The 25,520-nt window shown below is 61.6% G+C and carries 22 protein-coding genes; 12 read left to right on the top strand and 10 right to left on the bottom strand.

All coding sequences use genetic code 11. The features are described from left to right. The first annotated feature begins 137 nt into the window (after nt 1-137). Nucleotides 138-1,202 (top strand): adenylate/guanylate cyclase domain-containing protein, encoded by a 1,065-nt coding sequence (locus tag FKV68_RS06320; protein ID WP_180940660.1) that lies wholly within the window; start codon nt 138-140, stop codon nt 1,200-1,202. 77 nt (nt 1,203-1,279) lie between these two features. Here the strand turns inward: FKV68_RS06320 and FKV68_RS06315 are convergent, their stop codons facing one another. After that, complete coding sequence (locus tag FKV68_RS06315; protein ID WP_180940659.1) at nt 1,280-1,687, bottom strand: DUF2000 family protein; 408 nt, start codon at nt 1,685-1,687, stop codon at nt 1,280-1,282. A gap of 188 nt (nt 1,688-1,875) precedes the next feature. On the opposite strand from FKV68_RS06315, the gene FKV68_RS06310 reads away from it, so the two are divergent. Beyond that, nucleotides 1,876-3,234 (top strand): esterase-like activity of phytase family protein, encoded by a 1,359-nt coding sequence (locus FKV68_RS06310; RefSeq protein WP_180940658.1) that lies wholly within the window; start codon nt 1,876-1,878, stop codon nt 3,232-3,234. A gap of 61 nt (nt 3,235-3,295) precedes the next feature. On the opposite strand, the gene ppx is transcribed toward FKV68_RS06310, so the two are convergent. The 4 genes from ppx to FKV68_RS06290 all read right to left on the bottom strand — a co-directional run bounded on the left by ppx (nt 3,296) and on the right by FKV68_RS06290 (nt 8,918). Continuing rightward, entirely contained in the window at nt 3,296-4,819 is a 1,524-nt protein-coding gene (ppx, locus tag FKV68_RS06305; protein ID WP_180941424.1) for an exopolyphosphatase, read from the bottom strand. A gap of 11 nt (nt 4,820-4,830) precedes the next feature. Next, nucleotides 4,831-7,017, bottom strand: coding sequence for an RNA degradosome polyphosphate kinase (locus tag FKV68_RS06300; protein WP_180941423.1), 2,187 nt, complete (start codon nt 7,015-7,017; stop codon nt 4,831-4,833). 64 nt (nt 7,018-7,081) lie between these two features. Further along, nucleotides 7,082-7,771, bottom strand: coding sequence for a DnaA regulatory inactivator HdaA (gene hdaA / locus FKV68_RS06295; RefSeq protein WP_180940657.1), 690 nt, complete (start codon nt 7,769-7,771; stop codon nt 7,082-7,084). Nucleotides 7,772-7,796: 25 nt separating this feature from the next. Next, nucleotides 7,797-8,918: an AI-2E family transporter gene (locus FKV68_RS06290; protein WP_180940656.1), complete on the bottom strand. Its 1,122-nt coding sequence runs from the start codon at nt 8,916-8,918 to the stop codon at nt 7,797-7,799. Between the two features lie 251 nt (nt 8,919-9,169). Between FKV68_RS06290 and purM the strand changes: the two genes are divergently transcribed. Next, complete coding sequence (gene purM, locus FKV68_RS06285) at nt 9,170-10,240, top strand: phosphoribosylformylglycinamidine cyclo-ligase (protein ID WP_180940655.1); 1,071 nt, start codon at nt 9,170-9,172, stop codon at nt 10,238-10,240. After that, the gene (purN, locus tag FKV68_RS06280; protein WP_180940654.1) at nt 10,237-10,899 is read left to right on the top strand and encodes a phosphoribosylglycinamide formyltransferase; all 663 of its coding nucleotides are present in this window, start codon (nt 10,237-10,239) and stop codon (nt 10,897-10,899) included. Before purM ends, purN begins: the two co-directional genes overlap by 4 nt. 16 nt (nt 10,900-10,915) lie before the next feature. On the opposite strand, the gene FKV68_RS06275 is transcribed toward purN, so the two are convergent. The 4 genes from FKV68_RS06275 to FKV68_RS06260 all read right to left on the bottom strand — a co-directional run bounded on the left by FKV68_RS06275 (nt 10,916) and on the right by FKV68_RS06260 (nt 17,802). Then, nucleotides 10,916-12,292, bottom strand: a complete 1,377-nt coding sequence (locus tag FKV68_RS06275; protein ID WP_180940653.1) for a virulence factor family protein — start codon at nt 12,290-12,292, stop codon at nt 10,916-10,918. Then, nucleotides 12,289-14,901: a bifunctional lysylphosphatidylglycerol flippase/synthetase MprF gene (gene mprF / locus FKV68_RS06270; protein ID WP_180940652.1), complete on the bottom strand. Its 2,613-nt coding sequence runs from the start codon at nt 14,899-14,901 to the stop codon at nt 12,289-12,291. The genes FKV68_RS06275 and mprF overlap by 4 nt, the downstream gene beginning before the upstream one ends. A gap of 104 nt (nt 14,902-15,005) precedes the next feature. Then, nucleotides 15,006-15,602, bottom strand: a complete 597-nt coding sequence (locus tag FKV68_RS06265) for an NUDIX domain-containing protein (RefSeq protein WP_180940651.1) — start codon at nt 15,600-15,602, stop codon at nt 15,006-15,008. A 67-nt stretch (nt 15,603-15,669) separates the two neighbouring features. Then, nucleotides 15,670-17,802 carry a molybdopterin-containing oxidoreductase family protein gene (locus FKV68_RS06260; RefSeq protein ID WP_180940650.1) on the bottom strand — a complete coding sequence of 711 codons (2,133 nt, stop codon included), beginning with the start codon at nt 17,800-17,802 and terminating at the stop codon, nt 15,670-15,672. A gap of 69 nt (nt 17,803-17,871) precedes the next feature. Here FKV68_RS06260 and FKV68_RS06255 point away from each other — a divergent pair, with 69 nt between their 5' ends. From FKV68_RS06255 to FKV68_RS06240, 4 genes are read left to right on the top strand one after another with little or no spacing between them, the layout of a single operon-like run. Beyond that, nucleotides 17,872-18,741, top strand: coding sequence for a 23S rRNA (adenine(2030)-N(6))-methyltransferase RlmJ (locus FKV68_RS06255; RefSeq protein WP_180940649.1), 870 nt, complete (start codon nt 17,872-17,874; stop codon nt 18,739-18,741). 51 nt (nt 18,742-18,792) lie between these two features. Then, nucleotides 18,793-19,224, top strand: a complete 432-nt coding sequence (locus FKV68_RS06250; RefSeq protein WP_180940648.1) for a hypothetical protein — start codon at nt 18,793-18,795, stop codon at nt 19,222-19,224. Beyond that, the gene (locus FKV68_RS06245; protein WP_245181250.1) at nt 19,221-19,934 is read left to right on the top strand and encodes a ribonuclease T2 family protein; all 714 of its coding nucleotides are present in this window, start codon (nt 19,221-19,223) and stop codon (nt 19,932-19,934) included. Before FKV68_RS06250 ends, FKV68_RS06245 begins: the two co-directional genes overlap by 4 nt. An 18-nt stretch (nt 19,935-19,952) precedes the next feature. Next, the gene (locus FKV68_RS06240; protein ID WP_180940646.1) at nt 19,953-20,543 is read left to right on the top strand and encodes a glutathione S-transferase; all 591 of its coding nucleotides are present in this window, start codon (nt 19,953-19,955) and stop codon (nt 20,541-20,543) included. A gap of 49 nt (nt 20,544-20,592) precedes the next feature. Here FKV68_RS06240 and FKV68_RS06235 read toward each other — a convergent pair whose 3' ends face one another. Beyond that, entirely contained in the window at nt 20,593-21,231 is a 639-nt protein-coding gene (locus FKV68_RS06235; RefSeq protein WP_180940645.1) for an outer membrane protein, read from the bottom strand. Nucleotides 21,232-21,592: 361 nt separating this feature from the next. On the opposite strand from FKV68_RS06235, the gene FKV68_RS06230 reads away from it, so the two are divergent. The 4 genes from FKV68_RS06230 to moaD all read left to right on the top strand — a co-directional run bounded on the left by FKV68_RS06230 (nt 21,593) and on the right by moaD (nt 25,519). Then, entirely contained in the window at nt 21,593-22,357 is a 765-nt protein-coding gene (locus FKV68_RS06230; RefSeq protein WP_180940644.1) for an SDR family oxidoreductase, read from the top strand. Beyond that, on the top strand, nt 22,354-24,378 hold the full coding sequence (gene uvrC / locus FKV68_RS06225; RefSeq protein ID WP_180940643.1) for an excinuclease ABC subunit UvrC: 2,025 nt from the start codon (nt 22,354-22,356) through the stop codon (nt 24,376-24,378). Before FKV68_RS06230 ends, uvrC begins: the two co-directional genes overlap by 4 nt. A 296-nt stretch (nt 24,379-24,674) precedes the next feature. After that, nucleotides 24,675-25,262 (top strand): CDP-diacylglycerol--glycerol-3-phosphate 3-phosphatidyltransferase, encoded by a 588-nt coding sequence (gene pgsA, locus FKV68_RS06220; RefSeq protein WP_180940642.1) that lies wholly within the window; start codon nt 24,675-24,677, stop codon nt 25,260-25,262. Beyond that, nucleotides 25,259-25,519, top strand: coding sequence for a molybdopterin converting factor subunit 1 (gene moaD, locus FKV68_RS06215; protein WP_180940641.1), 261 nt, complete (start codon nt 25,259-25,261; stop codon nt 25,517-25,519). The genes pgsA and moaD overlap by 4 nt, the downstream gene beginning before the upstream one ends. Nucleotide 25,520 lies beyond the last annotated feature (1 nt).

The following is a 25,520-nucleotide window of genomic DNA, read 5'->3' as shown; positions in this document are numbered from 1 at the left end:
CGCCTGAATCCAGCAATAGCGAGGACGAGAGAACTGATCTGGCCCGAACGGCGCTGGATGAGCCGTCTCACTGCATTGCGGATCGCCGCCCGATCCACAATTGTTCTTTTAGGTTTCCCGTTCCGAGGCTTCCGCGCATGCGCTGGAGATTTTCCACGCTTGAGTTCATCCTGTTGCTGCTCGTCGTCGCGGGCAGCGGCGTGGCCTATGCCTGGGTGGTCTACGGCGATGGCGGACTGATCGGCGCAATCTATGCGCTGTTCGTCTGCATGCCGATCCTCGCCTTCGAACGGCGCATCATATTCCGGCGCGTCTACAGAAAGGTTCACGGCCTTTCGACGCCAGGCTTTCTACTATCTTCCATTGCCGTCTATATCGCGCTTGTCTACGCCGGCTTTGCAATCGCAGGGTCCCTTCTGCGTCTCGTGGGCCATCCCGGCGAGATGATGCCATCGCTGAACGTACTCCTCATTGCACTGGCAATCTCCGGCCCGATCATCTTTGTCCTGAGGGTGCGCGAACTGCTTGGCCGCGACGTATTCATCAGCTTGCTGACCGGGCGCTACCGCAAGCCGGTGCAAGAGGAGCGTGTGTTCCTCTTTGTCGACCTCGCAGGATCAACCTCCTTCGCCGAGCGCTTTGGCGATCTGCGCACCCAAGAATACCTCGGAAGACTGTTCGCAACTATGGCCGATCCGGTGCTTCGCTACGGCGGTTCCATTGATGACTATGTCGGCGACGCGGCGGTCATTACATGGCCTTTCGATCGCGCCACCGCCGACGCGGCTTGCATTCGTTGCGCCGTCGATATTCTCGACCGGATCGAGGCGGAGGCCCACCGCTGGCGCAAAGACTACGGCGAGGTCCCTCGCCTTCGCGCCGCACTGCACGGCGGAACAATCGTTGCGGCCGAAATCGGCGTCGACAGGCACAAGATCACCTATTTCGGCGACACGGTGAACACCACGGCCCGCCTCGAAGGTCTTTGCCGAACGCTCGATCGGCAGATCCTGATTTCCGCGGATCTCTTGCGCCGCATGCGCCTGCCGGCCTCGGTCAGAAGCGAGGATCTCGGCGAACATGAGATCAAGGGCCGCGGCCAGAAACTTGGCGTATCTTCCCTTCGCGCCGCCAGCCTCTTTCAAGGCGGGTCGAAGTCCGCGGCGCCGATTCTCGATCACGATGATTTTAGGCCGACCTAAATCATAAACGTGATCGATTCTAATAGGTTAGAGCGGGATGCGGGCGGAAAACCGCTCACACTTTTCCTCATCCCGCTCTAGCCGTGCAGCTTTGCCCCCTTTGTGATCTTGTCCACGAGCTTCTTCTCCGCGTGGATCGCGATCCCCGCAACCCGGGCACTGTCGGGCGCCGATTTGGAAAAGACTTCCCGGTTGGCGGCGTCGTGGCCGGTGGAGAACATTTCGTCGATGTAGATGGACGTGCGAACATCCTTCGCCAACGCCCGCCGCTGGATATCGCCAAGCGTAGCGCCGCCTGCCGACAGGACGATGATGGGCTGGACGCTTAGCGCGTTGTAGATATTGCCCGCAGCGTCACGATACGCCTCCCCGATAATCCCCGGCTTCTGCCCGACTATACCGGTGGCGAGGAAGGCTGTGACGTTCAGTTTCTGCCACATGGCGAGGTCGTCCCGCAGGACGATTGCAAACTTCGTCTCGAACATAGTAACCGCTCTATCTCCGCATTTTTCCGGCCAACGTTACCGCCCGAAATGACTGTAGATCTTGAACGTTCGAGCAAGCTATCGAGTGTCACCAAAGCTTCACGAGGCTGTAAAACAAGCATCAATCAGCCGTCATCAAACGCGCCTATCGGGGACCGGTCTCAGACCTCCAACCCAAGGTGAACTTCATGACGAAAGCATTTTTGGCCTCCGCCGCACTGGCCCTTTTGATGACAACGACGGCCGCTGCCGAAGAGAAGGTCTTTCCGGCGACGCTGAAAGCACATGCCATCCTGCCGGCCAACACGATCATCGCGGCACCGGCTGATGCGGCTGACTATCTCAAGACCTCGGGGAAATTCTCGACCGCCGACCGGAAGCGTGCCGTGGAACTCGCCAGCGTGCCCGGCACGGATGGCGTGCGGCCGACCGGCTTGTCGCTGCCTTTCAATGGCCAGCCGATGCAGGGCTTTTCCGGCATCAAGACGATGCCGGACGGGACCTTCTGGAGTCTTTCCGACAATGGGTTCGGCAACAAGCTGAACTCGACCGACGCGATGTTGATGCTGCATCATCTCAAGATCGACTGGGATGCCGGCAAGGTCGAAGCGCTGCAAACCGTCTTCCTGTCCGATCCCGACCGGAAGGCTCCTTTCCCGATCGTCATGGAAGGCTCGGCCAACCGCTATCTCACCGGCGCCGATTTCGACGTGGAATCGATCCAGCCGGTCGCCGAAGGCTTCTGGGTCGGCGAAGAATTCGGCCCCTACATCCTGAAGTTCGATACGGCCGGCAAACTGACCGATGTCATTCCGACGGCTGTCGACCGCAAGCCGGTGATGTCTCCCGACAATCCCACACTGACGCTGCAGGCGGACCCGTCCAAGAAAACGCCGGCCTTCAACCTGAAGCGGTCCGGCGGCTATGAGGGCATGGCGATGTCCAAGGACGGCAGCAAGCTCTACGGCCTCCTTGAAGGGCCAATCTGGACCGACAACGAAACGGTCGAGCAGGCCGATGGTCGACCGGCGCTCAGAATCATCGAACTCGATGTCGCGAGCAAAGCCTGGACCGGCCGCAGCTGGCTCTATCCGCTCTCCGAAGGCGGCGAAGCAATCGGCGACTTCAACATGCTCGACGAGAAGACCGCGCTGGTCATCGAGCGCGACAACGGGGCCGGCACTGTCGACAAGGCTTGCGCAGACCCGAAGGATCCGAAGCCTGACTGCTTCGCCGTCGGCTCCAAGCTCAAGCGCATCTACAAGATCGAGATGGGCGACGAAAATGCCGGCAAGGCCGCGCGCAAGATCGGTTACATCGATCTTCTCAAGATCGCGGATCCGGAAGGCAGAAAGCGTCAGGGCGGCGGTGACGGCTACTACGACATGCCCTTGGTCACCATCGAGAACGTCGATCGTGTCGACGACACGCATATCATCGTCGGCAACGACAACAACCTGCCCTTCTCCGCCGGCCGCGCCATCGACAAGGCGGATGACAATGAGTTCGTGTTGCTTGAGGTCAGCGAGTTCCTGAAGGCCGAATAAATCAGAGGCGGCTGCGCGATCCAAGCGCAGCCGCCTTCACAGCGTACCTGCGTAATCTCGATCAGCTCTCGAAATGGAAGGCCAGCCGCTTGCCCGTCAGCTTGCCGAGCTGCTGAAGACGGCCATCCAGCCGTTCGCCGTCGAACCCGGAATAGGCCGCCGGCACAATGAATTCGAGATCGACGTCCGGACGGGGCGATTGCCGCAAGCCGAGATGGCGCGTGACACCCGGCATCGAAGCCGAGAAAAGATAAGCGACGCGCAGCAGGCCGCCCAAAAGTTTGGCGAGTTCAAGCAGGCGCGGCGTCGTGATACCTGCAAGGGCCTCGGTGGCGCCGTCGTCGTTAAGGCCTTCGAACCGATAGTAGTTTGCAAGGGCGATATAGGCCCGGCCGGCATGCGTGATGCCGGAAAAGGACGAGTGCGCGATAATGTTGAGCGCCTGTAGACCCCGATAGTCCGGATGGGCCCTCCAGCTGATGTCGGCGAGCAGGCAGGCCGCCTGGCGGTATCGGCTCTCCTCTTCCGTCTCCTCCACACCGAAGTGCGGCACCATGCGCCCGGTCCATTCCGCGAGTTCACGGGCGTGTTCGGGTGAGCGGGCGCGCAGGATCGCGATCTCGTCGGCGGCCGTCAACAGCGGGTCCAGCACGCGTTCGGCCTCGGAAAGCAGCGAGAAAAGATAGCCTTCGCGAACGCCGAGCGCTGAGAACGAGATCCGCCCCGGCTTCATGATCGAGAGGACTTCCTGCATCGTGACCGCACCGAAGGGCAACAGGCTGCGGCGGCTCTTCGAGATTGTCGCGTAGGCGGAGGGTTTGATGTTCTTCGGCTCGATCACCTCCGGCAGCAGAGACATCGCCTCGTCATAGGAAATCTCGTAGCCCTGCATCATATGCAGCGGGTAGTTGCGTGCTTCCATATGAAGCTTGGCGATCGACCGCCATGTGCCGCCGACGGCATAGAACGTGCGCCCCGTGCCGCCCTTCAGCACGGCCGCTTCTTTCATGAACTTGCGGACCCAGGTCCGCGCCTTCGGCAGCGAGCCGTTGCTGTGCTCGGAGAGACGGATGCCGCCGAGCGGTAGCGTAATGCCTTTGCCGATGCGCTTGCCCTCGACGTCGATGAGTTCAAGGGAACCACCGCCAAGGTCGCCGACGATCCCGTCAGGGTCATGATAGCCGCTGACAATGCCCATGGCGGAGTAATGGGCTTCCTGCTCGCCCGTCAGAATGCGAACCTTGCACCCGAGGATGGCCTCTGCCTTTTCGATGAAAGCCGGACCGTTGGAGGCTTCGCGCGCGGCGGCCGTCGCCAGCGCATACATCGTGGTGGCGCGCGCCTGATCCGACAGCGCCCGAAAGCGCTGAAGCGCCTTCAGCGCCCGTTCGACGTTCTCCTCCGCCATCCGGCCGGTCGCATCAATGCCCTTGCCGAGGCCACACATCACCTTCTCGTTGAAAAGCACCGCCGGCGAGCGGCTGAGCCCTTCGTAGACGACAAGACGAATAGAGTTGGAACCGATATCCACGACGGAGACCGGGCGGATGCCGGGCAGACGCCCCTGCGCTTCAGATTCGACCATGCAATTCCAGTTTACTTGTGCCAACCGCTTTTCCAGCCGGCAATCAGCTTTGGTGCACTGGATTTCAGAGCCTCGCCCCGGCCTGAGAGGCTGGGGTTGGTCATGAAATAATGCTGCGCATTGAACGGCTCGGCATCCTTGCCGACTTCCATGCGGCGTGACGTGCCGTCCGGAAGAATCTCGTAGCTCTGCTGGTTGTCGATGAGATTGCCCAGCATGATCTGCGAAAGAACCTGTTCGTGCACAGTCCGGTTGATGAGAGGCACTAGCGTCTCGACCCGCCGATCCAGATTGCGCGGCATCATATCCGCCGAGCCGATATAGACAAGTGCATTTTCGGACGGAAGGCCATGACCGTTGCCGAAGCAGAATATGCGCGAATGCTCAAGGAAGCGACCGACGATCGATTTGACACGGATATTGTCGGAGAGGCCGGGCACCTGCGGACGCAGGCAGCAGATGCCGCGCACGACGAGATCGATTTCGACGCCGGCACGGCTTGCCCCGTAGAGCGCGTCGATGATTTCCGGATCGACAAGCGAATTCATCTTCATCCAGATCGCGGCAGGACGGCCCGCCGCTGCATGCCCGATCTCTTCCTCGATATGCTTGAGGATCCGCGGGCGCAGCGTGTGCGGCGAGACCGCCAGCTTCATGCCCGCTTCCGGTTCGCCATAGCCAGTGATGAAGTTGAAGATGTTCGCCATGTCGTGAGCGATCACCGGATTGCAGGTGAAGAACGACAGGTCGGTGTAGATCTTCGCGGTGACCGGGTGATAGTTACCGGTGCCGAGGTGGCAATAGGTCCTGAGCTTGCCTTCCTCGCGGCGAACGACCATTGACATCTTGGCGTGCGTTTTGAGCTCGATGAACCCGAAGACGACCTGGACACCCGCACGCTCAAGGTCACGCGCCCAGCGGATATTCGCTTCTTCATCGAATCGCGCCTTGAGCTCGACAAGCGCCGTCACCGACTTGCCGGCGTCGGCGGCGTCGATCAGGGCACGCACGATTGGGCTGTCGTTCGAGGTGCGGTAGAGCGTCTGCTTGATCGCCAGCACATCCGGATCACGCGCCGCCTGCAGCAGGAATTGCACGACGACATCGAATGATTCGTACGGGTGATGGACGACCATATCCTTTTCGCGGATCGCCGCCAGACAATCGCCGGCATGCTCGCGCACGCGCTCGGGGAAGCGCGGATTGTAAGGTTCGAAGCGCAGGTCCTCGCGCGGCGCCTTGGTGACCTCCGAAAGCGTGTTGAGCGCGAGAAGGCCTGGAAGCACCGCGATACGGTTATCCGGAACCCCGAGCTCCTGCACCACGAACTGGCGCAGTGATGCCGGCATTTCCGAATCCGTTTCGATGCGGATGACCGAACCGCGACGGCGGCGCTTGAGCGCGGTCTCGAAGAAGCGGACGAGGTCTTCTGCTTCTTCCTCGACTTCGATATCGCTGTCGCGAATGATGCGAAAGGTTCCCGAACCCTGCACCTCGTAGCCTGGGAAGAGGCGGTCGATGAACTGGCTGACCACGTCCTCGAGCGTGATGTAACGGATGACGTTCTTCACATCCGGCAGGCGGATAAACCGGTCGAGCGCCACCGGAAGGCGCAACAGCGCCGTCATCGGCTCGCGGCCCGTCTTGCTGACCAGTTGCAGCCCGATCGAAAAGCCGAGATTGGGGATGAACGGGAAAGGATGCGCCGGATCGATCGACAGCGGCGTCAGCACCGGGAAGATCGACTGGTCGAATTCGTTGGCGAGCCAGCTCCGGTCCTGAGCGGACAAGGAGGCGGGCCGGACGATGAGGATATCTTCCTTCGCGAGATATTGCTGCAGCACGGCAAGCGACGCCTGCTGCTCCATCTGCAGGTTGTCGATTTCCTTGAGGATGTCGTCGAGCTGTTCAGCCGGCGTCTTCCCATCGGGGCTACGAAGGGCGATCCCTTGACGCACCTGGCCTTCGATACCTGCGACGCGGACCATGAAGAATTCGTCGAGGTTGGCGGCGGAAATCGACAGGAAGCGGACACGCTCCAGCAAAGGATGCGCCGTGTTCAGCGTTTCTTCGAGGACGCGGCGGTTGAACTGAAGCCAGGAGAATTCGCGATTGATGAAGCGCTCGGGGCTCGTCAGCAGGTCTATCTGCTCCGCAGACGTCTCCTGTTCGATGATTGCAGACGTCGCCTTATCCATGCCCATCAGACCCCACTACTCCAAATGCACGAGCTATCCCACTTTGACGACGGAACTGTGACAGTCAATCGGGCAGTTGGGGATTTCCAAGCTCTGCCAGCACCTCCGCCGCCAGGGTGCGTGTCAGCCGCGTGCCACGCGCAAGGGCCAGGCGGTCCAGTCGCTCTACGATCGTCTGGGCTGCCTCCAGCGAACGCTCCATGCGCGCCACGATATAACCGACGAGACGCTCGTCGATGAAGAGCTGGCGGTCGGCGAAGAGCTTCACGAGTACCTGCGTCAGCAGCTCGTCGTCCGGCTCACCGATTTCGACGACCGTAGCGGCCTTCAGGCGCGAGCGCAGATCCGGAAGCGTCACGGGCCATGACATCGGCCACAGGCGCGATGTCATCAGCAGGGCAGTGCCGTGCTGGCGCACACTGTTGATGACATGGAAGAGCGCCGTGTCGTCGAAGCCCTGGCGATCAGCATCCTCGAAGAGAACCGGTCTTTTCGCAGCGACGTCGGCGGCATCCGAGCCGACGACGGGATGGATCGTCTCGGCCCCCGCCTTCTCCCGCCAGATGCTAGCAAGGTGCGACTTCCCGGAGCCGACCGGTCCGGCGATGATGACGACAGGCGATGGCCACTCGGGCCAATGGTCGACGATGGCGATGGCAGCGCTCAGCCGGTCGGAGACGAGCAGGTCCTCGCGACCGGTGGCCGGATCATGGCCGAAAGCGAGCGGCAGTTGTTCGGACGGACGTCTTGTCATGCTGTACTCTGGACAATGGCGCGGCTCAGCGGGGCTCCTGGCCTTCCGGCTGCTTCTCCGCGGCTGTCCTATGCCCGTGATAGAGATCACTATCAAGGTACCGCTGTATGCCGAAACGGACAAGGACGCCAATCGCGGCGGCGGCGGGGACCGCGACGAGAAGGCCAACGAAGCCGAAGAGCGCACCGAAAGCGAGCAGCGCGAACATCAGCCAGACGGGGTGCAGACCGACGCTCTTGCCGACCAGCTTCGGCTGCAGAATGTTGCCCTCGATGAACTGGCCGCTGAAGAACACGGCCAAGACGAGCAGGATCGTGATGTAATTCGGCCAGAACTGGACCAGCGCCACGCCGACCGCGAGGACTAGACCAACCATCGACCCGACATAGGGAATGAAGCTGATCATGCCGGCAAAAAGGCCGATCAGCAGCCCGAAATTGAGGCCGACGAGCGACAGGCCGATGGCATAGTAGAGGCCGAGAATAATGCACAGCGATCCCTGGCCGCGCACGAAGCCGGCGATGGTCGTGTTCATCTCGCGGGCGATCTGGCGGACGATGTCGACATAATCGCGCGGTATCCAGCTGTCGACCTTGTCGACCATGCGGTCCCAGTCGAGCAACAGATAGAAGGCCACCACCGGCGTGATGATAAAGAGCGAAAGAATGTCCAGCAGTGCCATGCCGGAGTTCCACAATTGCTGGAACAGCGTGCCGAGGAAACTTGCGCCCTGTTCGAGCAGCTTGGCCGAATTCTGCTTGATCGCCACCATCTGGTCCGCAAGCCAGTCCGGGAGCAGCGTCGTTTGGCTATCGGTAAGGAAGGCTTGAAGGCTGGCTATATAGCCGGGCATCTTCTGAACGAAGTCGGCCGCTTGCGTGAAGATCAACGGGATGATGATCATCAGCGACAGCGCCAGCACGACGACGAAGGCAACAAGGATGACGATCGTCGCCATCAGCCGGCTGAGGCCCAAACGCTGCAACCGGTCGGCGACGGGATCGAGGAAATAGGCTAGCGCCATACCGGCGAGAAACGGCAGCAGGATCGAACTGAAGAGCGTCAGGAAGGCGATGAAGCCGGCGAGCACCAGCAACCAGAAAACGATCTGGCGCTTGAGACTCACACCGCTGACCTGACTGCCCATTGCGCTCCCCGTCCCGCGTCCGGCGCAAGCGCCTTGCGTTTCATCCATTTGGACGAGATAGGGCGCGGTGCGCACGCTGGTCAAGCCCGCCGACTTTGATGCGGAGGCAAATCGGCCCCTCGCCGGTCGAAACGCGGTGAGATGCGGGTAAAATGGCAAAAAAAGCCGTCAAGCGTTGGCAGTTGGCTTGCACTCCTTGCCCCGCCGTGCCAATCGCATCCGCAAAATACGGCGAGCCTTGGAGAACGAGCATGAGCCAGTCGGGCAAGAATGGTCTCACCTATAGCGACGCGGGCGTCGACATCGATGCCGGCAACCTGATGGTGGAGAAGATCAAACCCCATGTGCGCTCCACGCGACGCGCGGGCGCCGACGGAGAGATCGGTGGTTTCGGCGGTCTCTTCGATCTCAAGGCCGCCGGTTTCACCGATCCGGTCCTGGTCGCCGCGAACGACGGCGTCGGTACCAAGCTCAAGATCGCCATCGACGCGAACAAGCACGACACGGTTGGCATCGATCTCGTCGCCATGTGCGTCAACGATCTCGTTGTGCAGGGGGCGGAACCGCTGTTCTTCCTCGACTATTTTGCGACCGGAAAGCTCGACCCGGACCAGGGTGCCGCGATCGTCGCCGGTATTGCCGCCGGCTGCCGCGATGCGGGCTGCGCTTTGATCGGCGGGGAGACGGCCGAGATGCCGGGCATGTATTCCGGCGGCGACTATGATCTCGCCGGCTTTGCCGTCGGCGCGGCCGAGCGCGGCCAGCTGCTGCCGGCGGGCGACATTGCCGAAGGTGACGTCATCCTCGGGCTTGCTTCGTCTGGTGTACACTCGAACGGCTACTCGCTGGTGCGCAAGATCGTCTCGCTTTCGGGACTGGCCTGGGACGCGCCCGCCCCGTTCGGCGAAGGCACGCTTGCCGACCTTCTGCTGACGCCGACGCGCATCTACGTGAAGCCGCTCCTGAAAGCGATCCGCGAGACGAGCGCGATCAAGGCGCTCGCGCACATCACCGGCGGCGGATTTCCCGAAAACATTCCGCGCGTACTGCCCAAGCACCTTGCCGCCGAGATCGACCTCGACGCGATCAAGCCGCCGGCAGTCTTCTCCTGGCTGGCCAAGACCGGCGGGGTCGCCGCCAACGAAATGCTGCGCACCTTCAACTGCGGCGTCGGCATGATCGTCGTCGTTCCGGCGACGGAGGCTGAAACGGTCGCGACGATCCTCTCGGGTGAAGGTGAGACAGTCTTCACGCTCGGCTGCATGGTCGGGCGTGCCGAGGGCGCCGCGGGTACGATCTACAAGGGCAGCCTCTCTCTATGAGCACGACTACGGCTAAGAAACGGGTCGTCGTCTTCATTTCCGGCGGCGGCTCGAACATGCTTTCGCTGGTGAAGGCAGCGGCGGAGCCGGACTTCCCCGCCGAAGTCGTTGCCGTGATTGCTGACAAGGCGGAAGCCGGTGGCCTGGCCAAGGCGGCCGCCCTCGGCATCCCGACCTTTTCGTTCGTCCGAAAGGATTTCGACAGCAAGGAAGCGCACGAAGCGGCGATCCTTGCGGAACTGGACCGGCTCCGCCCGGACATCATCTGCCTTGCCGGCTACATGCGGCTGCTGTCGGCAGCATTCATCCAGCGCCATGAAGGCCGCATCCTCAATATTCATCCGTCGCTTCTGCCTCTATTTCCCGGGCTCCACACCCATCAGCGGGCGATCGATGCCGGCATGAGGCTCGCCGGCTGCACGGTTCATTTTGTCACCGAAGGCATGGACGACGGCCCGATCATCGCCCAAGCCGCGGTTCCGGTTCTCGCCGGCGATACGGCGGAAACGCTTGCCGCCCGCGTTCTGACGGTGGAACACAAGACCTACCCGATGGCGCTGAGACTGGTTGCCGAGGGCAAGGTCGAAATGAAAGACGGGCGGGCTGCAAGCCATGCCGTCGGCGAAGGATCGGGCATCCTCGTTTCTCCCGCGATCTGACAGAGGCCGTTGCGCATCACCTCGCCGTCGCAAGGCGGCGGTCGAGCGCGTCGAGTACGCGCCGTGTCAAGGCGGGATAGTCCTCGTCGAAATGGTGGCCCCCCTCGATGGCGACCACGTCCACGCCCGAAGATTTCAGACCTCGGCAAGCGTCGTCGTCTTCGTCGGTACCGTAGACGCACTGGACGAGCGCGGGATCGATCGCCTTGAGATCGTCGACTGGATCACCCCCCTCGCCCTCCGCACCCAGCCAGCCTAGAACCGAGATCTTGTAGTCGGCATGATGCGAGAGCGCCAAGAGCGTGAGCTGACGCACACGCGCGCGATCCGCTGGCGGGAGCAGGTTGTAGGTGCGCGGCAGGATGTCGGCACCGAAGGAATAACCGATCAGCAGCACGTTTCGGACATTCCACCGCTTTCGATAATAGGTCATGATCCGCGCAAGATCGTCGGCAGTCGCTTGCGGCTGGCGTTCGGACCAGAAATAGCGCAGCGAATCCACCCCCACCACCGGAACGCCCTGCTGTTGCAGGACATTACCGACCTCCTTGTCGATATCCCGCCAGCCGCCGTCGCCCGAGTAGATAACAGCCATCGTGTCACGCGTTGGCTTCGCATCGAGGATCGTCAGCGGAAGGCCGAAAGGATTTTCCGCTTCGCCGCCCTCGGCGAGTGACCCGGAAAGCGCATCCGAAAGCGCCGTATAGGCATCATCCCCGCTATCGCGCGTTGCGATCTCCGGGTGTTTGGCGACAAGTGCAGTCACGTGATCCTTGCCCACAGCGGAGGCAGTGGGCGAAAACGTAACGGTCACGGGATCGGGCAACGGCCCGTCGGCCAAGCCGTAGGCCATGCGGTCGCCCTTTCGAACCTTCTCGGCCGGCGTACAGAGCTGCTTCGTCAATGCGATGCCCTCTTCGGGATCGACCGCAAGCGTCTGACCGATGGTCGCAGCCGGAGACTGCGCGGCGATCGCCAGCGCCATCGCCCCGCCGGCGCCAACACCCGCGACGATCGGTAGCTGGTAGGCATTGCTCTTGGCAGCGCGTTGGACCTGCTGGCTCAGCGATTCGATATCGGAGACCGTGTAGATGCAGTCGCCGTCATCCTTTGCAAGCGAAGCGAGATAGGCCTTGAGGTCGATGCCGATGACGAGCGCCTTTTCGTCTGCAAGCGCACGCGCAACCGTGTCTTCCTTCGTCGTCCACCCGGCCACATCCGAAAGCAGCACGACAACCGCGGAAGCCTGTTCCTTGGGGAAAAGGATATGCGGCGACGGGATCATGCCGGTGTCGAACTGCGGCGGATCGTCGGCCCACGCATGCAAAAAGGCTGCCGTGGCAAGCAATGCCGCGGAAAGCGCGAGCTTCCAGATCTTTCGCGTGCCGGTCATTTCCTTATCACTCCCTTGAGACCGCCGCCGATGAGGAACGTTGCGTCCATCAAAGCCAGGATCGGGTTGAGTCCGCCGCTCGCAACAAGGTAGCGCGGTTGCCAACGCGGGTGGAACTTGGACTTGAAGGCGCGCAGGCCCTTGAAATTGTAGAAGCGTTCGCCGTGCTCGAAGAATGCCCGGCCCGCCCGGTCCCACACGGGCGCTATCTGCCGGGAAGACATGCCGGAGAGTGGCGCCATGCCGAGATTGAAGCGCCGGTAACCCTGCGCCTTGAGGTATTCCATCAGTTGCACGAACAGGAAGTCCATCGAACCCTTGGGTGCGTCCGGCAAGAAACGCATCAGATCGACCGAGCCCTCCTCCTTGGTCGCGGTCGTGAGGATATTGGCGAAGGCTACGATGCGCCCGGCGCATTTAAGGACGCCGACCGGCTGTGCCGCAAGGTATTGGGGATCGAAGGCTCCGAGGGAGAAACCCTTCTCCCGTGCGCTGTGATGCGCGAGCCAGGCATACGAAACTGTCGCGAGCTCCGGCAGGATTGCCGGCACTCCCTCGGGCTCAACTATGGAAAATTCCAGCCCATCGCGCTGGCCACGACTGACCTGCTGGCGCAGGTTTGCCCATTTTCCACCCTTCAGTTCGAACCGCGTCAGATCGACCTCGGCAAGCTCGCCCACCCGGAACGCCCGCAAGCCGGCGTCGGCGTAATAGGCGAGCCCTACCGGCGAAACTTGGTAGAAGACCGCCCGGCAGCCATTGGCCCGGGCGGTCTCCATGAACTGCCAGATGAGATCAGGCCAAGCCTCCAGGGGACCGACGGGATCGAAGAGGGCGATCCAGGAACGCGCCCGGCGACCGTACATGATGAAGGCGCTGCCGTCGGCAGAGAACATGATGCTCTTGTCGCCCATCCGCACGAGGTTGGCATCCGACATGCCCTGAGCGTCGACAATGGCGATCGCCCGCTCCAGCGCCTCTTCCGATGCCGGCTCCACCGTGGTCGTGGCCGGACGCATAAGGCTCCAGATGGCGATCGCACTCGCGCCGATTGTAACGCCGAGCAAGGCGCGCAGCCCGCGCGGCGCCTCGGCGGAAAACTCGAACTGCCACCAGAGCTCATGGCTATATTCGATATCGCGATAAACGAAGAGCAGGACGACGAACGCGCCCAGGCAGATGACGCCGATCGCCATGAGCCACGGCGGCGTCAGGGCCTGGCCGAACAGCGACGCGGGGCGAACGAAAAACCGGCGGCTGGCAAGCAATCCGACAACGAAGAATGCAAGCATGCCCGCTTCCGCCAGTGCCACCGCCTTCAGCAACGACAGCAGCAATGCAGCCGCCGCGATCACTACCGATGCCCACCAGGCGCCGTCGAGGCGCAACGCCAGTCCCCTCGCGACGATGACCAGTGCCAGGCCGAGCAGGCTCGCGAGGAAATGCGCGCCTTCGACAAGCGGCAGCGGAACATAGCTTTCAAGAAACGCCAGGTTCTCGTCGGGCGTCGGCGTCACGCTCGACAGCACCAGCATGATGGCGAGTACGAGTGCGAGCGTAGCCAGGAGCAGTGGAGCCATGCGGCCGCCTATGCGCCGGACGCTCGATGCCGCAGGGTGACCGGCGAACTGACGAATCTCCACGCCGACAATCATCACAATCGCGATCAGCAGCGGCAGCACGTGATAGATGAGACGGTAGAGAACCAGCGCGCCGAGGATCGTATCGACGTCGGCCGTGCGGCCGAGCGTCGCGATCATCACCGCCTCGAAGACGCCAAGCCCCGCTGGCACGTGGCTGAGCACGCCGATGCCGACCGCAAACGAATAGACCGCCAGGAAGGCGGGCCAGCCGATCGTCCCCGATGGCAACAGGACGTAGAGAACGCTCGCCGATGCCGCAAGATCGAGCGCTGTTACCAGGAACTGGCGGGAGGCGGTTCTGGAGTCGGGCAGACGCAGGGAAAAGCGTCCAATGCTGACTTCGCGGCCCTCTCCGGCCAGGATGAAGGTGGTCAACAGGCCGCCGAGCACAATGATGGCGATCGTCCGCAGCCAGAACGGTTCGAGCCCGGTCAGCGGAGCGACGTATTCGCCGACCGTCAGCAAGCTGAGGCAAGTGACCGTGGCAAGGCCAAGCCCGAAGGCGAGCGTCACGAAGGCGACGACGCGGGCTATTTCTTCCGGCTGCAGACCGAGTCGGGAGTAGGACCGGTAGCGGATCGCTCCGCCGCTCAAGGGTCCGAAACCGGCCGTATTGCCGACGGCATAGGCACAGGCGGCCGTGAGCGCTACATCCGCGTAAGGTAGCTTGCGCTTGATGTAATCGAGGGCGGCGACATCGTAAAAGGTGAGCGCGAGGAAGCTCAAGCCGGTGAACAGCATTGCGGCTGCGACCGACGTCCAACTCGTGTCCGCCAGTGCCGAGACGACTTCGTCATAGTGCACCTCGGCGGTCAGATGAAAGATGGCCGCTCCGAAGAGCGCAATTATGAGAAGCGTAGCGATGGCGGAAAAATAGCGCTGATTGCGCCTCAGAAACGGCCGCCACCCCGCTTCGTTCCTTTGCTCTTCATCGACTTCAGTCTCTGAGGCGGAGGGGAACGTCATAGCTCGCCCGTGTCATTGTTGAAGACATCAAAGGCTTTAGCCCACGCGAGCGCAATCAGAAAGTGAAATATCGGTAATGTATAATATATCGATTAATCAAAGGCCTATGATGAAATAACGGCGCGGTTGAGCATTGCCCATTGAAGCAGCATGATGGTCTTGGCGTCGCAGATTTCGCCGGTGCCGATCATCGCCACCGCTTCTTCGAAGGGAATTTCAAGGACTTCGATGTCTTCGCCCTCATGGGCGAGCCCGCCGCCTGCAGCCACCTTCCTCGATGCATCGATGCGGCCGAAGAAGAAGCTCGTTCGCTCCGTCACCGAGCCCGGGGTCATATAGGCGTCGAAGAGATGTGTGGCACTTTCAATGCTGTAGCCGGTCTCCTCCATCGCTTCGCGACAAATCGCCACTGCCGGCTCTTCGCCATCGAGAAGGCCAGCCGGCGCTTCGATCAGATATCCCGGCTCGCCCTGCAGCAAGACGGGAATGCGAAGCTGGCGGACGAGGACCACCGACCGCCGCTCCGGATCGAAGAGAAGGATCGTTGCAGCGCGACCATGGTCGTGAATCTCACGAACCAGCCGGGCGGTTTGACCATTGGACATTTCCTGTTCAAGCGTGATCTCTTCGAGACTGACGAAGCCTTTCCAGAGGGTTTTGCGCTCAATGATCCGGACGCGCGAGTCGGCATGTTTCGGCATGAGAGATCCTTGTTGAAAGGGAAACTTGGCTGAAGCACCCGACGAGGCGCGGTCGCACGGCCAATCTTCAGGCGCGACGCATCCAGACCCGGTTATCGTGGAAAGCCGCGCCGCCGTAGGGCGCGACGGCATCGGCGCCGGTCAAGACGTTGATCCCCTCGCCGTCGAGATGGGCGCCGTTCGGCCAAATCCCTTCGGCGATGACGACGCCGCGGCGCGCCCCGCCGCCGACCTTCGCATGCAGCCGGACTTCGCCACGGTCGTTGCCGAGCACAACGACGTCGCCCTCGGCAATGCCGAGCGCAACTGCATCTTCAGCGTGGATCATGACCTCCGGTCGTCCCTCCTTTTGTGTGGACGACGGCGTTTCGGAGAAGGTCGAATTCAGGAACGAGCGCGCCGGGGACGTCGCCAGTCGGTATGGATGACGTTCGTCCGCCACTTCGATCAGATCGACATGGTCCGGAAAGTCCGGCAGCCTGCCGTGCGGACCTTGCAGACCCATCGATTTCGGCGGCCGGTTCGGTGCGGGCGTGCCGGTCCAATCGGCCTTGAAGCGGAACTTGCCGTCGGGATGCCCGAAGCCGTTGAGAAAATGCGCCTCCTCGAAGGCCGGCTGGCAATCGAGCCACTTCTCCTCCTTCATCCGCTCGTAACCGATGCCGTAATTGGACAGCAGTTGGTCGATGTGCTGCTGTTCTGTGAGCCCAAAGCCCGGGCGGTCGGATACCCCGAGGCGTCTTGCCAACTCCTCGATGACGAAGAGATTGGTCCGCACGGTCGGCGGCGGCTCAACGACCTTCGGACCGATAAGAATATGCTGGTGACCACCGCCGCGATAAAGATCGTCGTGTTCAAGGAACATGGTGGCAGGCAGGACGATGTCCGCGAGCCGGGCAGTATCGGTCATGAACTGTTCATGCACGGCAACAAAGAGGTCGTCGCGCAGGAAGCCCCGTTTCACCAATCGCTGCTCGGGTGCGACATTGGCGGGGTTGGTGTTCTGGATAAGGAGCGCGGTCACAGGACCGCGATGGCGCAACGCCTCGGCGTCGCCGGTCAGCACACGGCCGATCTGCGATTGGTCGAGCATGCGCACGTCGGGATCGTGGAATGCGGAACCGAGGAGTTCACGCTTGTCCAGCTTGAAGATGTCATTGTTCGAGTGGAACGCGCCGCCTCCCTCGTGCTTCCAGGAGCCGAGCACCGTGGCGACCGAAGCGGCCGCGTGGATAGCGACGGAGCCATTACGCTGGCGGGTGAAGCCGTAGCCCAGGCGGAAATAGGTTTTGGCCGTGGTCCCGACGAGCTTGGCGAAGGCTTCGATCTCCTCCACCGACAGACCGGTGATGGCGGAGGCCCAATCCGGGCCGCGTGTCTGGAGATGCGCTTCGAGACCAGCCGGATCGTCAGCGAACTTTGCCATGTAGGCGCGGTCGGCATAACCGTCGCGGAAGGCGATGTGCATGACCGCGCAAGCGAGCGCAGCATCCGTGCCCGGTTTCAGGACGAGCCCCATATCGGCCTGCTTGACGGTCGGGTTCTCGTAGACGTCGATGACGACGATCTTCGCGCCGCGGTCCTTTCGCGCCTTGACCGCATGGGTCATCACGTTCACCTGCGTCGCGACCGCATTGGTGCCCCAGATCACGACACAGTCGGCCTTGGCCATCTCGCGCGGGTCGGGACCGCGCAAGGCTCCGGTCGCCATCGTCAAGCCGGTCCAGGCCATGTTGGTACAGATCGAGCCGAAGAAGCCGGAATAACGCTTGGCATGGCGCAGCCGCTCGATGGAGTCACGCTGGACCTGTCCCATCGTGCCGGCGTAGAAATAGGGCCAGACCGCTTCCGAGCCGTGCTTCTGTTCGGCCTTGACGAACTGGTCGGCAATCTCGTCGAGCGCCGCGTCCCAGGAAATCTCTTGCCAGCTTCCCGCGCCCTTGGCGCCGGTGCGGCGCTGCGGCACCATCAGCCGGCCGGGGTGGTAGATACGTTCGGCATAGCGCGCGACTTTGGCGCAGATAACGCCGGCGGTGTAGCTGTTTCCAGCCGCGCCGCGCAGGCGACCGATCTGGCCTTCGGCCGTGAGATCGACTTCAAGCGCGCAGGCTGACGGACAGTCGTGCGGACAGACCGAATAACCGATCGATTTTTCTGCTTTGATAGGGGTCGCAACGTTCATGGCTTTTCTATATGGCATGCGCCAAAGGGCTCAAAGCCCCATTCGCCAATCCATCGAAACAATTGATCAGAGCCATCGGCAACGCTCATGAACTACCGGCACATCTATCACGCAGGCAATTTCGCGGATGTCCTGAAACATGCGGTGCTGGCGCGGCTCGTCACCTACCTCAAGCAAAAGGACAAGGCGTTTCGGGTGCTCGACACGCATGCGGGCATCGGGCTCTACGACCTTTCGAGCGAAGAGGCGCGGAAGACCGGCGAATGGCGCGATGGCATCGGCCGATTGCTGGACGCGGAGCTCCCCGCTCCGATCGCCGCGATTCTCGAACCCTATCTCACGGCCGTTCGCGACCTCAATCCCGACGGCGGCCTCACCCATTATCCCGGCTCACCGAAACTCGTCCGCATGCTGTTCCGGCCGCAAGACCGGCTCTCGGCGATGGAACTGCATCCGGACGACTACGAGACACTGCACCGCCAGTTTGACGGCGATTTCCAGAGCCGCATCACCCATCTCGACGGCTGGCTGGCGCTCGGCGCCCACCTCCCGCCGAAGGAAAAGCGCGGCCTTATCCTCGTCGATCCTCCGTTCGAGATCGAGGGCGAATACGAGCGGCTGGTCGATGGCCTTGCGAAGGGATACCGCAGGTTCGCCGGCGGCATCTACTGCCTCTGGTATCCGCTGAAGAAAGGCGCGCCGATAAATGATTTCCACGCGGCGCTGAAGGCGCTGGAGATTCCGAAAATGCTCTGTGTGGAACTCTCGGTGCGCAGTGATCGCGACACGACCGGGCTTGCCGGGTCGGGGCTGGTCATCGTCAACCCGCCCTTCACGTTGAAAGGTGAGCTCGATATCCTGCTGCCCTTCCTGAAAGCACAGCTGACGCAGGACCGCTTCGCTTCGGCCCGCTGCTTCTGGCTGCGAGGTGAAGCGGCTTTCAACCCGGGGCCTTGACGGATCGAGGGCGAAGGCGTCAATCTCCTGAAAGGATTCAGGGAGATGGCCATGACTCGTACGCTTGCCGCATCGCTTCTGCTCTCGCTTTCCCTCACCACCGCTGCTGCCGCCGCCGACTATATCGGGGAACCCGCTCCCCATGCGGTCTATGATATCGGCGCCTGCGGCAACGCCTCCGTTCTGGGTTTCATTACCCGGCGCTTCGACTACAAGGCCGCAAACTATCTTCATGCGAACCTCGCCATAGCGGAGATTCGCGACATGGGCCAAAATCGGTTCGAGCCGCGTGACTATACCCACCTCGTCGAGCGCGAATATTGCTACGCGACTGCCGTGATGACCGACGGCGAGCGACGCCCGCTCTGGTATCTGATCGAACGCCCATGGGGCTTTGCCGGTGTCGGCAGGAGCATAGAGTTCTGCGTCGGCGGCCTCGATCCCTGGTACGTCTACGGCGCCCATTGCGCTTCGCTTCGTTGACCGCAGTGAGAAGGTTGCTGCCGGCGATCGTCGGGGTTCTGACGATCGCCGCCTGCAGCGATGAAGGTATTGACAAGACCACCCCGAATTCCGGAACCGGCGCGACGACGATCGCGGCGACCGCTCCGGTCCCCGTCGGCAAAGGCTTCGACTTTTACGTCCTCTCTCTGTCCTGGTCGCCCACCTGGTGTGGCAGCAACGATCCTTCGGGAAAGTCCGATCAATGCGAGGCCGGCAGCCACCGCGGCCTCATCGTGCACGGGCTCTGGCCACAAAATGAAAAGGGCTATCCGGAATATTGTCCGACACGGCAGTCCGATCGCGTCCCGGAGACGCTTGGCGGGAAATATCTCGATCTCATTCCCTCTATGGGACTGATCGGCCATCAGTGGCGCAAGCATGGAACCTGCTCAGGCCTAAGCCAAGCGGACTACTTCGCCGTGGCGCGAGCCGCGCGCGAACGGCTCACGATCCCGCCGGAACTGGCATCGCCGGAAGGAGCGCGCGATCTCCCGGTATCGATGATCGAAGCTGCCTTCATCGCGAAAAATCCCGGCATGACCCCAGAGACGATCGCTGTTACCTGCGAAGCCAGACTTCTTGAAGAAATCAGAATCTGCTTCGACAGGACACTTAAATTCAGGGCGTGCCCCGAAGTGGATCGTCAAGCCTGCAGAAGGGATGCAGTTTCCCTGCCCCCTGCCCCATGACAAACGGAAAGACTTCGAATGAAGATACTCTATTCGCCTGCCTCCCCCTATTCGAACAAGGTCCGCATGGCCGCGCACCACATCGGGATCGCCGCAGAAAGCGTGTTGACGGACACGAACGCCAATCCGCCGGAACTGATCGGCAACAATCCGCTGGGCAAGATTCCGACCTTGATTACTGCGGACGGCAAGGCGATCTACGACAGCCGCGCGATCATGCATTTCCTTGACCGTGAAACGAAGGGCAAGCTTTACCCGAAAAACGCAGCCAAGCGCACCGAAGTGGAAATCTTCGAGGCGCTTTGCGACGGCGTTTGCGACGGCCTGCTGGCAATCGTCTACGAGAAGCGTTTTCACCCGCCCGAAAAGGTGCATCAACCCTGGATCGACCGCCAATGGGAAAAGGTCGAGCGCGGGCTGGATCACTTGAACGCCAACCTGCCCAAGACCAGCGGCAAGCTCAATGCCGGACATTTCGCGCTGGCGGCCCTGTTGCGCTATATCGAATTGCGTTTTGCCGGCGAGTGGCAGCGGGGACGGCCGAGGCTCAAGAACTGGCCGGCGAAGTTCGAAAAGCACTTTCCGGACTATCCCAAATTCAAGGCGTAAAAAAAGGCCGGGTCACCCCCGGCCTTTTCGCTGAAGCGGTGTCAACCGATCAGAACTTGACGCCCATACCGACGCGGACGCTGTGCTCGTCATAGCCGGTGGAGACGCTGGTGCCGCCGGCGCGGAAGTCCTTGGAAGCGTAATCCGTGTAGCGGTATTCGACGCGCGCCGTGACGTTGTCCGTCACGAAGGTTTCGGCGCCGGCACCGGCCGTCCAGCCGACAAGGGTCTTGTCGTCGGCACCGGCCGCAGTTCTAAGCTTGGCATTACCCAGAGCAACACCGGCGGTGCCGTAAAGCAGAACCGGATTCAGATCGACACCGACGCGTCCGCGGACCGAGCCGTTGACGCCTTGCGTGACGCTGCGACCGCTGGAGTGGGAGTCGTTGCCGGCATAGTTGACGTCGGCTTCACCGCCGTAGACCATCTGACCGCTCTGAACGTTATAGCCACCATAGAGACCGCCGCCGAAACCAGCGGAGGTGTTTCCGCCGGTCGCATCGGCTTCGCCGTGATGCCAGCTCGCCGTGCCGCCGACATAGGCGCCCGACCAATCCTTGGTCGCCGGCTCTGTATATTCGGCAGCCGGAGCAGCCGGAACTTCCTCGACGACGTCTGCGGCGTGGGCGGCCTGCAAGGCAACGAAAGCCATGGCCGAAGCCATGAGGGTGGTGGTCAGCGTACGCATACTATTCTCCTTTTCAACCGATGCTCCGATGGAATTGTATCTTTGCGGAACACCGGACACTCTGTGATTAACCCGCCCGGTTGAGCGGAAATTGATCAGAAAATGCGGAATCTCAAGAGCTAAAATGTGAAATTTTGGCGGCACGAACACGGCTGAAATTAGATGTTGCCTTCGTGACACAGGGTATTTATTAACCATAACTCTAGATTAACGAAATCTAAACTATAGCACTTCGAAATAATACAATTTATGCATTTTGCATTAATTTTTCTGAAATGAATCCTTCAGGATAGTTTCAGGCCGGTGTTTCTTGCCTATATCTTCGTCCAATCAGAACAGGATTCGAGGGACGGGAAAAAAGTTGACGAGAACACTGAAGGCGGCGCTCGTAACCGGCGGCGCTCGGCGCATAGGCAAGGCAATAGTTGAAAATCTGGCAGCCCACGGCTTCGCCGTCGCCATCCATGCGAATACCTCGCTCGCCGAAGCAGAAGCGCTGGCAAAGAGCCTCACCGCGAACGGCGCCAAGGCCGTCGCCCTGAGAGCCGACCTCACCGATTCCGCTGCCGCATCCCGGGTCATCGCCGAGGCGACGGCCTTGCTCGGCCCGCTCGACCTGCTCGTCAACAACGCCTCGATCTTCAAGAAGGACAGCCTGGACGCGTTCGACGAGGATGTTTGGGAACGTCACTTCGCGCTGCACGTCAAGGCCCCTTCCCTGCTTGCGCGCGACTTTGCCCGGCAGCGTCCGGACGACGTTTCCGGCCTAATCGTCAACGTCATAGACCAGCGCGTCTGGTCTCCAAATCCGCGATTTTATTCCTATATGCTGTCCAAGTCCGCACTGTGGACGGCAACCCAGACGATGGCGCAGGCGCTTGCCCCGCATATCCGCGTCAACGGCATCGGACCGGGACCGACGCTGCCGAACGAACGGCAGAATCAGAGCGACTTCCAGGCGCAGGTCGACGCACTGATCCTCAAGCGCGGTCCGGCGCTCGACGAGTTCGGACGCGCGATCCGCTTCCTTTTCGACACGCCGTCGGTTACCGGACAGATGATCGCGCTTGACGGCGGCCAGCATCTTGCCTGGGAGACGCCGGATATTCGGGAGATAGTGGAATGAACGGGCAGACGCCCACGGACGGCGGCATCCTTTACGACGGCAGCGAGACCGATGACGACGACGATCTGCTCGGCGTGACGGAAAGCGAGCGACCGGCACCGGCGATCGATTGGGCGGAAAACCGTGCGGAAACGCAGGGCCTCAAGGGCGCGGAACTCATTCAGGCCTTCGTCAAGCTTTTGCCGAACGGCCCGGGCGTCTACCGCATGTTCAACGATGCCGACGACGTGCTCTATGTCGGCAAGGCCCGCAGCCTCAAGAAACGGGTGAACAACTACGCACAGGGCCGCGGCCATTCCAACCGCATTTCGCGGATGATTCGCGAGACGGCGAACATGGAGTTCGTCACGACGCGGACCGAGATCGAGGCGCTGCTGCTCGAAGCCAACCTCATCAAGCGGTTGCGCCCGCGCTTCAACGTGCTTTTGCGCGACGACAAATCCTTCCCCTACATCGTCGTCACCGGCGACAGCAGGGCGCCGGCGCTCTTCAAGCATCGCGGTGCCCGCAGCCGCAAGGGCGATTACTTCGGCCCCTTCGCCTCGGCGGGGGCCGTCGGAAGGACGATCAACTCGCTGCAGCGCGCCTTTCTTCTCAGGACCTGCACGGACAGCGTCTTCGAGACGCGCACCCGCCCCTGCCTGCTCTATCAGATCAAGCGCTGTTCGGCGCCTTGTACCGGCGAAATCAGTGATGCCGACTATGCGGAGCTCGTTCGCGAGGCGAAGGACTTTCTCTCCGGCAAGAGTCAGGCGGTCAAAGCGACGATCGCTGCCGCCATGAGCGAAGCCTCGGAGAATCTCGATTTCGAGCGCGCCGCGCTCTACCGTGATCGCCTGGCGGCGCTGAGCCACGTGCAGAGCTATCAGGGCATCAATCCGGCAGGCGTCGAGGAGGCGGACGTCTTCGCGATCCACCACGAAGGCGGGATTTCCTGCATCCAGGTCTTCTTCTTCCGGACCGGACAGAACTGGGGTAACCGCGCCTATTTCCCGAAGGCCGATCCGTCGCTTCCTTCGTCGGAGGTGCTCAGCGCCTTTCTCGCCCAGTTCTACGACGACAAGCCCTGTCCGCGGCAGATCCTGCTTTGCGAGGCAGTTGAGGAACAGGAACTGCTTGGCCAAGCGCTCAGCGAGAAATCCGGCTACAAGGTATCAATCCTGGTGCCGCAGCGCGGCGAGAAGAAGGATCTCGTCGATCACGCGCTTGCAAATGCGCGCGAGGCCCATGGCCGCAAGCTTGCCGAGACCGCGTCGCAATCGCGGCTGCTCGAAGGTTTCGCCAAGACCTTCCAACTGGAACAGGTGCCGCGCCGCATCGAGATCTACGACAACTCGCATATCATGGGAACAAATGCCGTCGGAGGCATGGTCGTCGCCGGCCCCGAGGGTTTCGTCAAAGGCCAGTACCGCAAGTTCAACATCAAATCGACCGATATCACGCCGGGCGACGACTTCGGGATGATGCGCGAGGTCATGACGCGACGCTTCTCGCGCCTCCTGAAGGAGGAAGGCAAACCCGACCGCCGCGCTGAACCGGGCGACGACGGCGCATTCCCCACCTGGCCGGACGTCATCCTGATTGACGGCGGCCAAGGGCAGATGACTGCCGTCCGCGCAATACTGAAGGAACTCGACGTCGAGGACTGCGTAACGGCAATCGGCGTGGCCAAGGGCGTCGATCGCGATGCCGGCCGCGAGCGCTTTTTCGCCGCGAGCCGCGAGAGCTTCACCCTGCCGCCGCGCGATCCGGTGCTCTATTTCATCCAGAGACTGCGCGACGAAGCGCATCGCTTCGCCATCGGCTCGCACCGTGCCCGGCGAAAGAAGGAAATGGTCAAAAACCCGCTCGACGAAATCGCCGGCATCGGGCCGACGCGCAAGCGCGCCCTGCTCACGCATTTCGGCACGGCAAAGGCGGTTTCCCGAGCGGGCATCAACGACTTGATGGCGGTCAGCGGCATCTCGGAAGCGGTTGCCCGTCTTGTCTACGAGCATTTTCACGAGGACGGCCTAAAATAGTTGTCCGGCAGCGCCGCGCGCCCGAGTTGGCTGGCAGGTTCGGCCCAGGGCGACAGGCAGGGCGGGGCAGTTCAGCCTGCGTTCAGATGAAATCCGCCAAATATGACAGCAGGTACATAATGACCTGTTGACCTTACGGTCGCAAAGTCATTCTGTACACCTGAAACCCGGAGGGGATGAGGAAAGGCGTCCCGGCGCCTTCCGCCCGCATCCCGCTCCGACTGTTAGAATCGATCGCGCCGATAGCCCCAGATCGCGGGAAATGAGGGATTGTCGTGTCCAGAGAAACCGAGTCCATGCCAACGCCCATCGCCTATAGCGTCCCGAATCTGCTGACCTATTTCCGTATCCTGATCGTGCCGCTGATCGTTTTCTGCTTCTTCATCGAGGGCCGCCTCCACAGCTCGGATTTCGCACGCTGGACCGCGCTCGTCCTGTTCATTACGGCTTCGATCACAGACTTTTTCGACGGCTACCTGGCCCGTATCTGGAAGCAGACGTCGAATATCGGCCGGATGCTCGATCCGATCGCCGACAAACTGCTTGTTGCTTCGATCCTGCTCCTCGTCGCCGCCGACGGCACGATTGCCGGCTGGTCGATCTGGGCCGCGATCATCATTCTCTGCCGCGAGATTCTCGTGTCCGGCCTGCGCGAATATCTTGCTGCGCTCAAGGTCAGTGTGCCGGTGACGCGTATCGCCAAGTGGAAAACGACCATCCAGATGGTGGCGATCGCCTTCCTGCTGGCCGGGCCGGCCGGTGACAAGATCGTTCCCTACACCACCGAAGCCGGTATCGTGCTTCTGTGGATCGCGGCTGCAATCACGCTCTATACCGGCTATGATTATTTCCGCGCCGGTTTGAAACACGTGGTCAATGAATGAGCAAGATCAACCTCGTCTATTTCTCCTGGGTTCGCGAGCGTATCGGCAAGGGTGAGGAAACGCTGGAGCTTCCCGCGAATGTCGTGACGGTCGCCGATCTGCTTGCGCATCTGAAAACACTCGGCGAGCAATACGAGACGGCGCTCGAACACCAGAACGTCATTCGCGCGGCGATCAACCAGGAGCATGTCGATCACGACGAGCCAATCGCCGGCGCGCGCGAGATTGCCCTCTTTCCGCCGATGACGGGCGGCTGAG

It is taken from the genome of Sinorhizobium mexicanum, from assembly GCF_013488225.1.
In the GTDB taxonomy this organism is placed as follows: Bacteria; Pseudomonadota; Alphaproteobacteria; order Rhizobiales; family Rhizobiaceae; genus Sinorhizobium; species Sinorhizobium mexicanum.
Note: the sequence above shows the minus strand (reverse complement) of the source record. Positions and strands in the feature narration are given on the sequence as shown.

Excerpts from the sequence above, each read along its gene's own strand:
- FKV68_RS06320 (WP_180940660.1), top strand. The coding sequence starts at position 138 with ATGCGCTGGAGATTTTCCACGCTTGAGTTCATCCTGTTGCTGCTCGTC.
- FKV68_RS06315 (WP_180940659.1), bottom strand. The coding sequence starts at position 1,687 with ATGTTCGAGACGAAGTTTGCAATCGTCCTGCGGGACGACCTCGCCATG.
- FKV68_RS06310 (WP_180940658.1), top strand. The coding sequence starts at position 1,876 with ATGACGAAAGCATTTTTGGCCTCCGCCGCACTGGCCCTTTTGATGACA.
- ppx (WP_180941424.1), bottom strand. The coding sequence starts at position 4,819 with ATGGTCGAATCTGAAGCGCAGGGGCGTCTGCCCGGCATCCGCCCGGTC.
- FKV68_RS06300 (WP_180941423.1), bottom strand. The coding sequence starts at position 7,017 with ATGGATAAGGCGACGTCTGCAATCATCGAACAGGAGACGTCTGCGGAG.
- hdaA (WP_180940657.1), bottom strand. The coding sequence starts at position 7,771 with ATGACAAGACGTCCGTCCGAACAACTGCCGCTCGCTTTCGGCCATGAT.
- FKV68_RS06290 (WP_180940656.1), bottom strand. The coding sequence starts at position 8,918 with ATGGGCAGTCAGGTCAGCGGTGTGAGTCTCAAGCGCCAGATCGTTTTC.
- purM (WP_180940655.1), top strand. The coding sequence starts at position 9,170 with ATGAGCCAGTCGGGCAAGAATGGTCTCACCTATAGCGACGCGGGCGTC.
- purN (WP_180940654.1), top strand. The coding sequence starts at position 10,237 with ATGAGCACGACTACGGCTAAGAAACGGGTCGTCGTCTTCATTTCCGGC.
- FKV68_RS06275 (WP_180940653.1), bottom strand. The coding sequence starts at position 12,292 with ATGACCGGCACGCGAAAGATCTGGAAGCTCGCGCTTTCCGCGGCATTG.
- mprF (WP_180940652.1), bottom strand. The coding sequence starts at position 14,901 with ATGACGTTCCCCTCCGCCTCAGAGACTGAAGTCGATGAAGAGCAAAGG.
- FKV68_RS06265 (WP_180940651.1), bottom strand. The coding sequence starts at position 15,602 with ATGCCGAAACATGCCGACTCGCGCGTCCGGATCATTGAGCGCAAAACC.
- FKV68_RS06260 (WP_180940650.1), bottom strand. The coding sequence starts at position 17,802 with ATGCCATATAGAAAAGCCATGAACGTTGCGACCCCTATCAAAGCAGAA.
- FKV68_RS06255 (WP_180940649.1), top strand. The coding sequence starts at position 17,872 with ATGAACTACCGGCACATCTATCACGCAGGCAATTTCGCGGATGTCCTG.
- FKV68_RS06250 (WP_180940648.1), top strand. The coding sequence starts at position 18,793 with ATGACTCGTACGCTTGCCGCATCGCTTCTGCTCTCGCTTTCCCTCACC.
- FKV68_RS06240 (WP_180940646.1), top strand. The coding sequence starts at position 19,953 with ATGAAGATACTCTATTCGCCTGCCTCCCCCTATTCGAACAAGGTCCGC.
- FKV68_RS06235 (WP_180940645.1), bottom strand. The coding sequence starts at position 21,231 with ATGCGTACGCTGACCACCACCCTCATGGCTTCGGCCATGGCTTTCGTT.
- uvrC (WP_180940643.1), top strand. The coding sequence starts at position 22,354 with ATGAACGGGCAGACGCCCACGGACGGCGGCATCCTTTACGACGGCAGC.
- pgsA (WP_180940642.1), top strand. The coding sequence starts at position 24,675 with ATGCCAACGCCCATCGCCTATAGCGTCCCGAATCTGCTGACCTATTTC.
- moaD (WP_180940641.1), top strand. The coding sequence starts at position 25,259 with ATGAGCAAGATCAACCTCGTCTATTTCTCCTGGGTTCGCGAGCGTATC.